The following is a 13,044-nucleotide window of genomic DNA, read 5'->3' as shown; positions in this document are numbered from 1 at the left end:
CTGTCGTACGGCGAGGCCATCGAGGTCGGCGACTACATCTGCACCAGCTCCGACACCGGTGTCCTGTGCGCCAACAAGTCCACGGGCGACGGCTTCACGATGTCCCGCTCCGACTACGAACTGTTCTGAAGGGAACGAAATGCCGGACTGGTGCCTCGGTGCCGACCTGGGTACGAGCTTCTCCGCCGCGGCCTTCGCCGCCGGTGACCGGGTCGAGGTGCTGGAGGTCGGCCGGGAACGGCGCATACCCTCCACGGTGGTGCTCGACAACGGCCGGCTCGTCGCCGGAACGCTGGCGCAGCGCCTGACCGGACGCGCCCCCGAACGGGCTGAGCGCAACCCGAAGCGGTACGTGGGACGCGGTCCCATGCTGCTCGGCGGTTCCCCGGTCGAGGCCCGCGACGCGATGGCGGCCCTTCTCGAACTGTTCGTGGCCGAGGGCCGCACCCGGTTCGACGGCGCCGAGCCGGTGGCCGTCGTCCTGACCCACCCGGTCGCCTGGGACGAGGCCCGGCGCGCGGTCCTCGCCGAGGCCGCCAAGCAGGTGGTGCCGGAGGCCGAGCTGCACCTGGAGACCGAGCCGGCGGCCGCGGCCGTGCACTACGCGGCCACTTACGGCCTCGCCGACGGCGGCCGGGTCGCCGTCTACGACCTGGGTGGCGGCACCTTCGACAGCGCGGTGCTGGCCACGGCCGGTTCCGGGTTCACGGTGATCGGCCGGCCCGGCGGCGACGACGAGGTCGGTGGCGAGGCGTTCGACGAGCGGGTGTACGCGCACTTCGGTGAGCAGCTGGCCGAACGCGCCCCGCAGTGGTGGGAGCAGGTGGTCGGCAGCCCGGAGCGGCGCTGGCTGGCGGCGGCCGCGGACCTGCTCACCGAGGCACGGGCCGCCAAGGAGACGCTGTCCGAATACGACACGGCCAGCCAGTACATCTCCGGCGCCGACGTGGATGTGGAGATCAGCCGCGCCGAGCTGGAGGATCTGATCGGCGCCGACGTGATCCGGACGGCGGAGACGCTCGACGAGACGATCCGGCACGCCGACGGCAAGGCGAACGGGCTGGCCGGCATCTTCCTGACCGGCGGCGCGAGCCGGATTCCGCTGGTCGGGCGAACGCTGCGGGCGCGGCACGGCGACCTGGTGCGCACCTGGGACGACCCGAAGATCGTGGTGGCGCTCGGTGCGGCCCGGCTGGCCGCGAGCCGGCGGACGAAGCCGGCGAGCACGAAACCCTCGGCCCCGGCGGTGGTCAAGACCGATCCGGATCAGATGGACGTACGGCTGGAAGGTGTCCTGGAGGCGCGGGGCGGTGTCAACGGCGTGTACGCGTGGTGCGTCGACACCAAGCACACGCTGCATCGCGTCGACCCGGAGACCGGTTCACCCGACCAGCGGCTGGTGCTCGGCAACATCGCCGACTGGGCGGTCGCCGATCAGGGCCTGCTGGTGGCCAACCTCGACGCCGGACAGACCTGGGCCCACGCCCTCACCCCCGAGCTGGTGATCCGTTCGAGCCGTTCGGTGAGCACCGGCCGTGCCCCGGCGGTCGTGGCCCAGGACGGGGTCGGCTGGGCGTTCCTGGCCCCGCGCCCGCCTGTCCCGGTAGGCAACCACGTCGGCCTGCCGTGGGGAGAGACCGGCGCCCTGTCGGTGGTGGAGATCAGCCTGACCGGCGTGTTCATGCAGGACTCACCGCCGACACCGCTGGGCGACTCGGCCCGCTGGTACGTCAACGAGAACAACAACGCTCGCCGGCTGCTCGACCAGGACAGCCCGACCGAGACCGCTCCGATGAACGCGCACGGAGAGCCGGGCGCCGTCGTGGTGCTCGGCCAGTACCGCAGCAAGGCTCCGCTCGGCGCGTCGAGCAGCCGTCCCGGCGGCCTGACCGGCTCGGGCCGGCACCGCAATGTGGTGCCCTGGCAGACCATCTGCCTCGTAAAGCCGGGCGGTGAGATCCAGAGGGCCGAGCGGAACGACGGCAACTGGCTCTACCAGGCCGTCCGCCATGGCGGTGAGTGGTACATGGCGACCTCGGCGGGGCTGGAGGCCGGCTACCTCGACGAGGACGGCACGAAGCTGGCGGCGCGGCCCCGGGCGGGCGCGGTGCGCTGGTTCCCGGCCGGCGAGCGGATGTACGCGGTCGGCGTCGAACAGGTCGTGCCGTCGCGGGGCGTCTGGGTGGCGATGCTGGAGAACGGGCGGATGCGCACGCTCGTGCAGGAGCCACGGTCGGCGCTGCTCGGGCACCTGACCTCGACGACCCGCTCGGAGGCGCCGCGGATCGTCGCCGACGGTGACACGCTGTGGCTGGCCGCGACCCGTGAGGCGGGCCGTTCGGTGCTGCTGCACGCCACGCCGGACGGGGTCCGCACGGTCCGGTCCGCGCCCGGCTGGCTGGAGCCGGTGGCTCGCATCCCTTCCGGGCTGCTGTGCCTGCACGCCGCCGACGTCGCTCCCGGCGAGAACCGGCCGTCGGCGGCGCAGCTGGTGCACATCGCGGTCTGAGTCAGCCCACCGGCGCGTTCCGGGCGATCTCCCCGGCGACCGCCCGGTGCAGCGCCGCGGTCCGTCCGGCGAGTTCGGTGATCGCGGCGAGCCGTCGTTCGGCGGTCGCGGCGGCGTCCCGGCGGGCGGCGGTGTCGCGGGTGGTCAGGCCGAGCAGCTCGGCCCGCCGCTGCTCGTGTTCGCGGCGCTGCCGGCCGAGGGCCTCGTCGACGGCCTGCTCGGCCTCGCTGCGCCACCGGGCCACGGCCCGCTCCAGGGCCGTGGTCAGCTCGGACGCGGCCCCGGAGAACGTCTCGGTGATCGCCCGGCGCACACCGTTCTGCGTCCGGGACGCCTGTTCCCACTGGTGGCGGCGGTGCGTGACGCCGAGCGCGACGGCCGGTCCGACGACGAAAGCGAACGGCCCGAGCGGGATCATCAGGGTGGTGAGGCTGGCCGCGATCGCGAGGCCGGGCACTCCCTCGCGCAGCATGTCGAAACCGCCCTTGGCGGGTCGCGCCGTCTCGAGGCGGGGCCGGGTGCCGGCCGGCATCCGCAGGGCGGCAAGGTCGACCTCGATCGGGTCAAGGTCCATGGCGGTGAGGAACTCGGTCAGTACGGTCGTCGCCCGGTCCTGAACCTCGGCGGTGATCGTGCTCCACGCCGCCTCCAGGGACCGTTCCACACTCTCCGGCAACTCGGCGAGGAACTGATCGGTCTTGGCCGCCGAGGTCAGCGCGGTGATCGCGTCCTCGTACGGGTTGCGCACCTCGTCGAGGCGGCGACGGACCAGGGCGCCGATCTCCCGGCCGAGGAACTGGTGCTCGACGGCGAGCCGGTGTCGTTCCCGGGCCCGCGCCGACAGGTCCCGCAGGGCCGTCTCCACCCCGGCCAGCCGCTGCGCGACCTCGTCGGCGTCGCGGGTGGCGGCGACCCGGCGGTCCTCCTCGGCGACGGCCAGCGAGCGCAGCGCGACGCCGGCAGCGGACAGCACCCGGCCGCATCGGGCCAGCTCACGGCCCTCGCCGCAGGCGCGGATCCAGGCGGTCAGCCGATCCATGCCGCTGCGTTCCCACAGCTGTTCGGCGCGGCTTTCGAGCCCGGCTGCCCGGCGGGCGGCGGCGGCTTCGGCCAGTTTGGCGCTGACCGGGATCCAGGTGGCGTCGAGCAGCCGCCGGGTGCCGCCGGTGTCCTCGAAACGGTCCGCGTTCTCCTTCAGGAACATGTCGAGCCGTCGCCTGTTCTCGGTCAGCAGGTCCTGCCACGAGGTGGAGTCCTCGACCTTGGTCAGTACGAACGCGATCGCGTGGATGCCGCCGGCCGCCTCGGCCAGGAACTCCAGCTCGTGGCGCAGCACCGGCTGGTCCTGGGCGCTGAGGGTGAACAGCAGCGCGTCGGCCTGCCGCAGCATCGCGGTCGTCGTGTGCCGGTGGCCGAGGGTCAGGCTGTCGACGCCGGGGGTGTCGACGAGCCGTACGCCATCGAGAAGTGGATGTTGAAGGGTGATGTCGACGCCCTCGACACCGCGCCGCCTGGCCGGGTCGCCGAGCAACGACGCGTAGTCGCCGACCTCGTCCGGATCGATCTGCTCGGAGGTCTCCTGCCCGTCCGGGCCGCGCCGCCGGACGGTCGCGGTCAGCCGGGGCCCGTGCCGCAGCGCCAGGTAGGTGTGAGTGGCGATGTCCACGTCCACCGGGACCAGGCCGGGCCGGTCCAGCAGGGCGTTGATCAGGCGGCTCTTACCGCGTTTCTGCGCGCCGGCCACGACGACGGTCGCGGTCGCCTCACGCCAGCGTTCCGCCTCGGCCGCCAGCGCCACGGCGAGGTCGGCCTGGCCGTTGCGGCGGGCCAGACCGTGCACCTCGTTGGCGAGCGTGAGCACCTGGTTCACCAGGGCCGGCGGCTCAGTCCCGGCGGACATCGGCGTTCCTTCCGATCGGAGCTGGTGGCTGAAGCGAGCTGGCTGCCGCCCAGATCGCCTCGTAGGCGTCACAGACCGCAGTCACGGCCCGCCGGTCGGCGGCCGGCAGGGGACGGTGCAGCATGATCCGGAACCGGGCGCCGAGCGCGGCGGCCCGCTCGGCCACGGCGGCCGCGTCCGCACCCATGTCGACGCCGACCTGCCCGGCGAGGTTCTCACCGTTGAGCAGGGCCCGCAGCGACGCCCGGTCGTCGGTGCCCACGGTGGGTGCGGCGAGGAGTCTCAGGGCGATCTCCTCCATCGGTACGGGCGGACGCGTGCCGAAAGCGGCGGCAGGTCCGGCGGGTTCCGGCGCGGCGGCGATGTCCTCTAACACGCCCAGCACGTCACGCGCCCGCTGCCCGCCGACGCGGCTGCCGACCGTGACCGCCAGCCGCCGCCAGCGGATCGACGCCGCCCGGGCCGCGTCCGCGACATCCTCGGGCGTGGCGTCGGCCGGCAGTCCCACGCGCGCGGCGGGCTGGTCGGTGCGGGCCAGGCGCAGCAACTCGGTGAACATGTCCTCGCCGAGCGGCAGATGCCCGCGACCGGCGGCCTCCACGGCGGCGAGCACCCGCAGCCCGGAAAGCGCACCGGTGATCGGCCGCCCCTCGTCGACCGCGTCACCGAGCTGCGCCAGCACGTGCCGGTCACCGCCTGTGACGGGAGTACGGGCCACGTCCCGTAGCCGGTGCACGGCAGCCAGGGCCTTGAGCTGATCGGCGCGGCGCGCGAAGTGGGCGATCCCGGCGGCCACCGAACCGAACGCGGCACCGTCACCGGAACCGTCCCGGTCGAACCCGGAGGCGGTACGCAGCACGTCGTTCAGGCCGTCGCGATCCAGGCCGGGACGGTTGCGCAGGGCGTCGGTGGCGACCCGGACGCCGTACGTGTGCAGGCGCCCGGCGAGCCGCGACCGCACCTCGACCGTCCCGGGGAAGTCCGGCGCCGACCCGAACTCGTCGATGTCGAGCAGCAGGTCGTCGAGGTCGAACTCGTCGAGCGCGGCCAGTTCCCGCAGGACCGCCAGGTCGGCCGCGTCCAGCAGCCCCGCCCGTGCCGACTCGGCCAGCAGGCCGATCACCGGCACCACGTCGAAGACCGAGGTCCGCAGGTCGTCGTAGGCGCGGGCGGCGAGCCGCCGGGCGGACGGCCACGGGTCGGTCTCGTCGCCGCGGCGGTCGATCTGGCTAAGGACGGCGAGGGTGTTCACTGCGGTCATGCCGCAGGCCGCCGACAGGGTCCGGAACTCGGCGAGCGTGTCGGCGTCGAACCGCTGCACGTACCGCAGCACGTAGATCAGCGCGTCGGCGTGGTCGTCGCCGTCGGTGCCGAACAGCATCCGTCGCGCGGCCCGTTCGTTGGCGACCGTGACCGTGTTGACGCCCGGTGTGTCGATGACGGTGAGTCGCCGCAGGCCCGGCCGGTCCAGCAGGACCCGCACCCGGGTGACCCACTCGACCGGCACTCCCAGGTCGGCGGGAAACCGTCCGCCGGGGTCCAGCCTGGTGGTGTGCACCTCGCCGGTGTCCAACTCGGCCAGTACCAGGCCGTCGTCGGCGCCGTACTCGTAGAACGTCACGAGCCGGGTGCTCTCCCCCGCGTCGGCCGGCGCCACCGACCGGCCCAGCAGCGCGTTGACCAGCGTCGACTTGCCACCGCTGACCGCGCCCGCGACGGCGACCCGCAGCGGCCGGCCGAGCAGCGCGTGCACCGCCGTGACCCGTTCGCGCAGGGCCGGGTCGGTGAGACGGGCGGCCGTCGCCGTGCACAGCCTGCGCAACTCGGCCACCGTCGGATCCGTCTCGTCCGGTTCGCCCGGCGGGGCGCTCAGGTCGTACCCACTCATAGGTCTTCCCAGGCAAACGGCTCCACATGGTCGGTCCAGGGTTCCGGATCGGGCTCGGGCTCCACCACGGGTTCGACATGGGGGTCCGGCTCCACCCACGGGTACGACACGTCGCCGGCGTCGAAGAGGTCCGCGCCGCCCAGGTCACCGTCGGCGATCACGTCGAAGAGCGGGTCCGGGGTGGCCGGGTCGAAGGTCCGGTCGAACAGGGCGAGCCGATCACTCTCGGACAGCTCCGGCACCGCGTCGAACAGAAGTTCCCGGAGTTCGTCGTCCGTCCGGTTATCACCCGGACGGTCGAATCCGGGCGGCCCCTCGTGCAGACCGTGGTCCCAGTCAGTCATCTCCGCACCGGAATCCTGCCGTCACCGCACCCCGGCATGGTCTCATACGGCTGTGCCGACACCCGCGCAACGGTGAGCCGCTGATGGCCGCCGACCTGGATCAACACCGGCTGGCCGCGGCCCGGTCCGGCGATCAGGACGCGTTCCGTGAGCTTTGGCGTGACTGCGAGCGAACCGTGTACGGCCTGTGCGTGCACCTGACCGGCGGCCACAACGACGCCCTCGACGCCATGCAGGAGACCCAGATCGCGGTCTGGCGCAACCTGCACCGGTTCGAGCAGCGGGCGCCGTTCCGGTCCTGGGTGCTGGCGATCGCGCGCAACGCCGCCCGCGACGTGGTGCGCCGCCGGGCCGCCACGCCGCAACCGCTGCTCGACGACCGGGTGGAACCGGCCTTCCCCCAGCCGCTGTTCGCCGACGCCGTCGACGCGGTGCTGGACCTGCGGGCCGCCCTGGCCGCGCTGGCGCCCGCACACCGGGAGGCGCTGCTGCTGTGGGCCGGGGGTCTGACGTACGAGCAGGTGGCCGTGGTTCTCGAGGTTCCGGTCGGCACGGTCAAGACGTGGATCTTCCGGGCACGGCAGCGGCTGCGCGGTGAACTGGCCGGGCACGGGTGACCTCACGCCGGGCCGTCGGCCCGGTAGACGACCACGCGCGGCGGCCGCAGTACCCGGTCGTGGTCGAGATAGCCGCAGCGTACGGTCTGCACGATCCGATCGTGGTACTCCGGAGCGGGTGCCGCGACGGCGTCGACGGCCTCGTGGGCACGGCCGTCGAAGACCTCCCCGTCGGCGGGACGGATCTCACGGACGCCGGCCGCGGTCAGCGCGGTCAGCAGCTCGTGCTCCCAGCCGCTCCCCGCGAGCTGGTCGCGATAGTGCACCGCGGCCTGCACCAGCGCGTCCCGGCCCGGGTCCGGACGGCTGAGCAGGCGCTCGATCTGCTGGCTGATGGCCGCGCTGACACCGCCGGATGCGAGCCGCCGGAGCACCTCGGCCAGCTCCCGCTCGCCCGCGGCGACCGGCGGAGGCCCGGCCGGTGCGGGGCCGCCGGACACGCCCGCGCCGGACGGTGCGGGCGCGTTGGCATATGCCGGGGTCCACGCCGGACCGCTGCCGCCGCGGCGTCGCTGCCAGATCAGGAAACCGGCCGCGAGCATGGCTGTGACCACCGCCGCGCTCAGCACCACCCAGGCGGTACCGCCGCCGCCCACCTGCTCCGGTGGGATGGCGGGCACGACGTCCTCCACCGGCGGTGCGCTCTCCCCCGGTGGTGGGCTTTCCGCCGGGGGTGGGCTGGCGGCGTCCGGTGCGCCGCCGACAGGCGTGGGCGTGCGCAGCGGGGACAGCGACGGCCGGGCACCGGCCGGGGCCGACGGTGCGGGAGCGGCGAACCCGCTCATGGCCAGGGCCGCCAGCACCCCCGCGGCCGCCATGGCCCAGCGGCGCAGGTTCACGAGCGCTCCTGCTCGCTGTCCCACACCGCCTGGTCGGCGCGCGAGATCGCGTTCTCGCTCTCGATCCACGCGTCGGTGGCCTCGGTGTGTGCCGTCTCCAGGTACTGCTGTTCGAGATCGTGCTTGTAGATCTCGTTGCTGACCTGGTCCTCGTAGGTGTAGCCCGCCAGCGACTGCGCGTTGCGGGCCGCGTTGTCGGCCCGTTCCATGGCGGCGTTCACATCGGTGCCGGACACCGAACCGGGGTTCATCGCCGAGTCGTAGATCAGTCCGGCGTCGGCCATCTGTGAGTTGATGCTGCCCACCAGGGCCGCGGTGTCACCGGTCAGGCCGGCCGGTACCGGAGCGACAGTGGGGGCGGCCGTGTCGAAGACCGGCGGCGCGTCGTCCACCACGAACAGTGCTTCCTCCGCCGGCGGGGGGTCGGCGGGGAACGGGCCGTCGGTGAACTCGGCGTCGGCGAGGGTGTCGCCGTCGGCGTCCACGGTCACGTGCTCGATCCCGAAGGCGTCACGCTCTGACAGCAGGTCGGCGATCCCGTCACCGGTGTGGTCCATCAGGAGCTTGTCAGCCGTACCGTCAAGGTTGGCGTCGGTGATCTGAAGATCGGTCTGGCCGTCGCCGTCCGCGTCGACGAGCTGGCTGTCGATGATGCCGTCCCCGTCGGTGTCGCTCCACTCGAAGTACATGTCGCCGCCGTCCATCGCCGCACCCCCTGGTCGTGTCGTCGTATGCAGGACGGGGGCCGGAGCCGGATTGTTTCGGTCACTTCAAGGAATTCTCCGGTACGGGGTACGGCAACAGCGGAGATGCGGCGGCACCGGCGGCCCGGACAGACTTCTCGCGTAGGCGCTCCCACGGGAGCGGGCCGCCGTCGTCGAGGGGGCACCATGGGAAGGCTGGTGAGCCGGCTCACCCATCCCGTGACGTCGGCACACGTCCGGCACGTCAAGCCCGTTCCGCCGGCCGCGGCGCGGGGCACGGTCGCTCGCGTCTACCGCGATCTCGCCGACGAGTTCGGCATCCTGGCGCCACCGGTCGTGCTGCACTCGCCGGCGCCGGACGTTCTGGCCGCCTGCTGGACCATGCTCCGCGAGACGCTGCTCGTGGAGGCCGCGGTCGGCCGCCGGACCAAGGAGATCGTGGCGACGGCGGTGTCGCTGGCCAACCGGTGCCCGTACTGCGTGGAGGTGCACAGCACCGCCGTCGACGGCCTGGCGGGGACGTGGGCCGCGCCGCTGATGCGCACCCACGGCCTGGACGGCGTCACCGATCCGCGGCTGCGTGACCTGGCCCGCTGGGCGCAGGCCACCGCCGCGCAGCCGCCGGAGCGGCCGCCGGCACCGTTCACGGCGGACGAGGAGGCCGAGATCATCGGCGTCGTGGTCACGTTCCACCACATCAACCGGATGGTGAACGTCTTCCTGCGCGACTCCCCCATGCCGCGGATGCCGGCCCGCGCCGACGGCCCGGTCCGGCGCCTCACCGGCCGCGTCCTCGGTGCCTGGGCCCGGCCGCGCCGCCTGCCCGGACGTTCCCTCGACCTGCTGCCGGCCGCGACGACGGCCGCCGACCTGTCCTGGGCCGCCGGCCGCGATCACATCGCCACCGCGTTCGCCCGTGCCGGCGCGGCCGTGGACGCGGCCGGCGGCTCATGCGTGCCCGAACCGGTCCTCCAGACGGTGGAGACCCTGCTGGCCGAGCGGCCCGCGGTCGCTCTGGAGCCGCACGACCGCGGGTGGCTCGACGCCGCCGTCGGCCGCCTCCCCCAGGAGCATCGGGCAGCCGGGCGGCTGGCGTCACTGACCGCTTTCGCGTCCTACCGGGTCACCGACCAGATGATCGGGGAGGTACGGGACCGGGGTTACGACGATGCGGCACTGATCGGGCTGACGGCCTGGGCGAGCCTCGCCGCCGCGCGGACGATCGGGGCGAGGCTGCGCCCGGAGCCGATCACCAGGTGACGGGCAGTTCGTACACGCCCTCGACGAACATCGTGTGCCGGAACCGGAGCTCCTCGAACGGCACGGCCAGTGCCAGTTCGGGCAGCCGCCGGACCAGGGTCGCGAGCGCGATCTGCAGCTCGACGCGGGCCAGGCCCTGACCGATGCACTGGTGCACGCCGAACCCGAACGCCATGTGACCGCGGTCGGTGCGGTGGATGTCGAACGTGTCGGGGTCGGAGAACCGGCCGGGGTCGCGGTTGGCGGTCGGCAGGAAGCAGAGGACGCCCTCACCCGCGCGGATGGTCTCGCCGCCGATCTCGACGTCGGCCGTGGCGAGGCGGGGCACTCCGGTGTGGATGACGGTGAGGTAGCGCAGCAGCTCCTCCACGGCGCCGGGCACGAGCTTCTCGTCGGCGCGCAGCGCGGCGAGCTGACCGGGATGCCGCAGCAGGAGCAGCATGCCGTACGAGATCATCATCGCGGTGGTCTCGTGGCCGGCGTCCAGAAGCAGCCGGGCCATCGCCACCACGTCGTCGCGGCTCAGCTCACCGCGCTGCTCCCGCTCCACGACCAGCTTGCTGAGCAGGTCGTCGCCGGGCTCCTCAGCCTTGCGCGCGATGAGGCCGGTCAGGTAGTCGGTGAGCGCCTGACTGGCGTCGCCGACCTCCTCCTCGGTGGCCTTCACGTCGGTCATCACCCGGGTGCAGCTCTGGAAGTAGTCGTGGTCGGAGTAGGGCACGCCGAGGATCAGGCAGATCACCTGGGTGGGGATCGGCAGGGCGAAGTCCTCGACCAGCTCGGCCGGCGGCCCCTTCGCGACCATCTGGTCCACGAGCCCGTCGACGATCTGCTGGATCTGCGGCCGCAGCGCGATGGCCCGCTTCATCGTGAAGTCCGGGTTGACCATGCCGCGCAACCGTCCGTGCTCCGGCGGATCGAGCCGGACGAACGTGGGGTTGTCCTGGGTCAGCGCCTCCCCCGACGGTGTGATCAGGGGGAAGCCGGGGGCCAGGTTGTTCGCGCTGAACCGCTCGTCGGTCAGGACGGCGCGCACGTCGGCGTGCCGCATCACCATCCAGACGGGCTGATCGTTCCACAGCCGGATCCGGCTCACCGGCCGCTCGGCCATCCGCCGCTGGAAGACCGGCGGCGGATCGTAGGGGCACTTGCCGCGCTCGGCGGCGAAGTCGAAAACCTCGGTGTCGGAAACCTGGGTCACGTCAGAAACCTTCCGCGCGTTGGTCGCCCCACGATAACCAGCTCGGGACGAGGTCCGAGAAATTGCGCACGGCACAAGAAATTCATTTAGTACGGCCTATTTCCGCACTGCCGAAGATGAATTCACCCCCACCTCGCGGCGACGATTGATCGGCACGCCACCGGCTTCGCGAGAAGGAGTGAAAGTGACCCGACCCATCACCGACTCGAAAGTGGCCGAGCTGCTCGACTCCCTCCTCGGCGCCGAGTGCGACGACCTGGAACCCGCCTACCGCCGGCTGACCGGCGCGCTGTGGACCGGAGGCACCCCTGCCCGGGACGCCGCCGACGCCGTGCCCGAGCTGGTGGCGGCCCTGGAACGGACCGCCGACCCGGAAGTGCGCGGCCGCCTGCTGGTGCTGCTCGGGGTGCTCGCCGGTACCGAGCAGCCGCCCGGCGGACCGGTGCACGCCGCGGTCCGCGCCGGGCTCGGCCACTACCTGGAACTGCTGGCCGGCGGCACCGCCGGCGAGCCGCAGACACTCGCGTTGCTGTACCTGCTGTCGTACTTCCCGGACGACCGCGACCGCATCCTGCCGGTCGCCTCGAAGCTGGGACTTCCGGCCGAGGACCTGTCCCGTCTGGACCGGGCGCTGGAGACCCTCGACACCTCGGACCCGGCGGCGGTCTCGCTCGGCCGGACGTGGCCGTCGCCGGCGGAGTGGTCCCTGATGTCCGGCGAGGAGCGCGAGTTCGACCGCGGCTGGATCACCCGGCTGACCGAGCAGCAGCTCGCCGGCCGCTGGGACGACGACACCGTGATGATCCAGGTCTACCTCGGCGGCCAGGCACACTGGGCGCTGCGCAACGGCCGCCCGAACATCATCCGGGACGCCAGCACCCTGCAGGACGCGCGAGACCTGCCGGAGGCCACCGACAGCCGGGTCGAGCTGTTCGACCGGCACGCGGGCATCCTGCGGTGCGCCGACTGCGGCGGTGAGCTGCTGTTCGACGACATCGACGTGCGGTGCCTCAAGTGCGGGATCGTGCACCCGATCCGGGCCGGCATGCTAGACCTGCTTCCCGCGGGCAGCTCGATGTTCGGTGGCGCCGACCACGCCATGGCGACCGCGGCAACGATGAAGACGGTGGGCCACTACTACGAGACAGTGGCACGGCCGGGCTTCCTGCGGCTGGTCGGCGCCAACTGGGGCGGTGTGGTCACGCCGGCGGACGAGGACGCGTACATCGCCGACCGGATGGCCACGGCAACCGGCCCGGTGCTGGACCTCGGGGCGGGCGCGGGCCGGTGGACGACGGTGATCGAGAAGGTCGTCGGGTCCGAGCGCCTGCTGGCCCTCGACCCGAACCCGATCATGCTGTCCTGGCTGCGGCGACGGTCCCCGGAGCTGGCGTGTCTGCAGGCGAGCGCGCTCAACCTGCCGTTCGCCGATCAGAGCCTGGGTGCGGTGAACTGCTGGAACGCGCTGCAGGCGATGCCCGACGCGCGAGCCGCGCTGCTGGAGGTGGGTCGCTGCCTGCGTCCGGGCGGCATCCTGACGCTGATGACCTACCAGCTGTCGGCGGATCCGCTGTACCGGCACTTCCAGACGACGAGCTCGTGGCCCGGGCACCCCAATGGGCTGGACCTGTACGACCGGGAGCGGATCACCGGCTGGCTCGGCGAGGCCGGGCTGACCGTGCGGGAGGCCGACGAGCCGGGGTCCATGCTGCTGCTGACCGCGGAACGCGCGAGCTGAAAAGCGAGAAGAAGGGGGCCGGCGGGATGTCCCGCCGGCCCCCT

Annotated in this window: 10 protein-coding genes; 4 read left to right on the top strand and 6 right to left on the bottom strand. The window is 72.9% G+C overall.

What is annotated here, in order from left to right:
* Window positions 1-139 precede the first annotated feature (139 nt).
* On the top strand, window positions 140-2,509 hold the full coding sequence (locus CLV67_RS24840; RefSeq protein WP_106322378.1) for an Hsp70 family protein: 2,370 nt from the start codon (window positions 140-142) through the stop codon (window positions 2,507-2,509).
* A 1-nt stretch (window position 2,510) separates the two neighbouring features.
* Here the strand turns inward: CLV67_RS24840 and CLV67_RS24835 are convergent, their stop codons facing one another.
* Genes CLV67_RS24835 through CLV67_RS24825 form a run of 3 tightly spaced genes read right to left on the bottom strand, consistent with a single transcriptional unit; the run spans window position 2,511 to window position 6,641 of the window.
* Window positions 2,511-4,409, bottom strand: coding sequence for a dynamin family protein (locus tag CLV67_RS24835; RefSeq protein ID WP_106322376.1), 1,899 nt, complete (start codon window positions 4,407-4,409; stop codon window positions 2,511-2,513).
* Complete coding sequence (locus tag CLV67_RS24830; protein ID WP_106322374.1) at window positions 4,393-6,297, bottom strand: dynamin family protein; 1,905 nt, start codon at window positions 6,295-6,297, stop codon at window positions 4,393-4,395. Before CLV67_RS24830 ends, CLV67_RS24835 begins: the two co-directional genes overlap by 17 nt.
* Complete coding sequence (locus tag CLV67_RS24825; protein WP_106322372.1) at window positions 6,294-6,641, bottom strand: hypothetical protein; 348 nt, start codon at window positions 6,639-6,641, stop codon at window positions 6,294-6,296. Before CLV67_RS24825 ends, CLV67_RS24830 begins: the two co-directional genes overlap by 4 nt.
* An 83-nt stretch (window positions 6,642-6,724) precedes the next feature.
* On the opposite strand from CLV67_RS24825, the gene CLV67_RS24820 reads away from it, so the two are divergent.
* Window positions 6,725-7,258 carry an RNA polymerase sigma factor gene (locus tag CLV67_RS24820; RefSeq protein ID WP_106322370.1) on the top strand — a complete coding sequence of 178 codons (534 nt, stop codon included), beginning with the start codon at window positions 6,725-6,727 and terminating at the stop codon, window positions 7,256-7,258.
* A gap of 2 nt (window positions 7,259-7,260) precedes the next feature.
* Here the strand turns inward: CLV67_RS24820 and grpE are convergent, their stop codons facing one another.
* Both grpE and CLV67_RS24810 read right to left on the bottom strand, forming a co-directional pair.
* Complete coding sequence (gene grpE, locus CLV67_RS24815) at window positions 7,261-8,097, bottom strand: nucleotide exchange factor GrpE (RefSeq protein ID WP_106322368.1); 837 nt, start codon at window positions 8,095-8,097, stop codon at window positions 7,261-7,263.
* Entirely contained in the window at window positions 8,094-8,801 is a 708-nt protein-coding gene (locus CLV67_RS24810) for a hypothetical protein (protein ID WP_106322366.1), read from the bottom strand. Before CLV67_RS24810 ends, grpE begins: the two co-directional genes overlap by 4 nt.
* A gap of 186 nt (window positions 8,802-8,987) precedes the next feature.
* Here CLV67_RS24810 and CLV67_RS24805 point away from each other — a divergent pair, with 186 nt between their 5' ends.
* On the top strand, window positions 8,988-10,061 hold the full coding sequence (locus CLV67_RS24805; RefSeq protein WP_106322364.1) for a carboxymuconolactone decarboxylase family protein: 1,074 nt from the start codon (window positions 8,988-8,990) through the stop codon (window positions 10,059-10,061).
* On the opposite strand, the gene CLV67_RS24800 is transcribed toward CLV67_RS24805, so the two are convergent.
* The gene (locus CLV67_RS24800; RefSeq protein WP_203737106.1) at window positions 10,051-11,262 is read right to left on the bottom strand and encodes a cytochrome P450; all 1,212 of its coding nucleotides are present in this window, start codon (window positions 11,260-11,262) and stop codon (window positions 10,051-10,053) included. The two genes, CLV67_RS24805 and CLV67_RS24800, sit on opposite strands and share 11 nt — an antisense overlap.
* A 184-nt stretch (window positions 11,263-11,446) precedes the next feature.
* Between CLV67_RS24800 and CLV67_RS24795 the strand changes: the two genes are divergently transcribed.
* Window positions 11,447-13,000, top strand: a complete 1,554-nt coding sequence (locus CLV67_RS24795; RefSeq protein WP_203737108.1) for a class I SAM-dependent methyltransferase — start codon at window positions 11,447-11,449, stop codon at window positions 12,998-13,000.
* Window positions 13,001-13,044 lie beyond the last annotated feature (44 nt).

The organism is Actinoplanes italicus (genome assembly GCF_003001815.1).
Taxonomy (GTDB): domain Bacteria; phylum Actinomycetota; class Actinomycetes; order Mycobacteriales; family Micromonosporaceae; genus Actinoplanes; species Actinoplanes italicus.
The sequence above is the reverse complement of the archived record's forward strand: the minus strand, read 5'-3'. Positions and strand labels throughout refer to the sequence as shown.

Coding starts and splice junctions, on each gene's coding strand:
- CLV67_RS24840 (WP_106322378.1), top strand. CDS start 140: ATGCCGGACTGGTGCCTCGGTGCCGACCTGGGTACGAGCTTCTCCGCC.
- CLV67_RS24835 (WP_106322376.1), bottom strand. CDS start 4,409: ATGTCCGCCGGGACTGAGCCGCCGGCCCTGGTGAACCAGGTGCTCACG.
- CLV67_RS24830 (WP_106322374.1), bottom strand. CDS start 6,297: ATGAGTGGGTACGACCTGAGCGCCCCGCCGGGCGAACCGGACGAGACG.
- CLV67_RS24825 (WP_106322372.1), bottom strand. CDS start 6,641: ATGACTGACTGGGACCACGGTCTGCACGAGGGGCCGCCCGGATTCGAC.
- CLV67_RS24820 (WP_106322370.1), top strand. CDS start 6,725: ATGGCCGCCGACCTGGATCAACACCGGCTGGCCGCGGCCCGGTCCGGC.
- CLV67_RS24810 (WP_106322366.1), bottom strand. CDS start 8,801: ATGGACGGCGGCGACATGTACTTCGAGTGGAGCGACACCGACGGGGAC.
- CLV67_RS24805 (WP_106322364.1), top strand. CDS start 8,988: ATGGGAAGGCTGGTGAGCCGGCTCACCCATCCCGTGACGTCGGCACAC.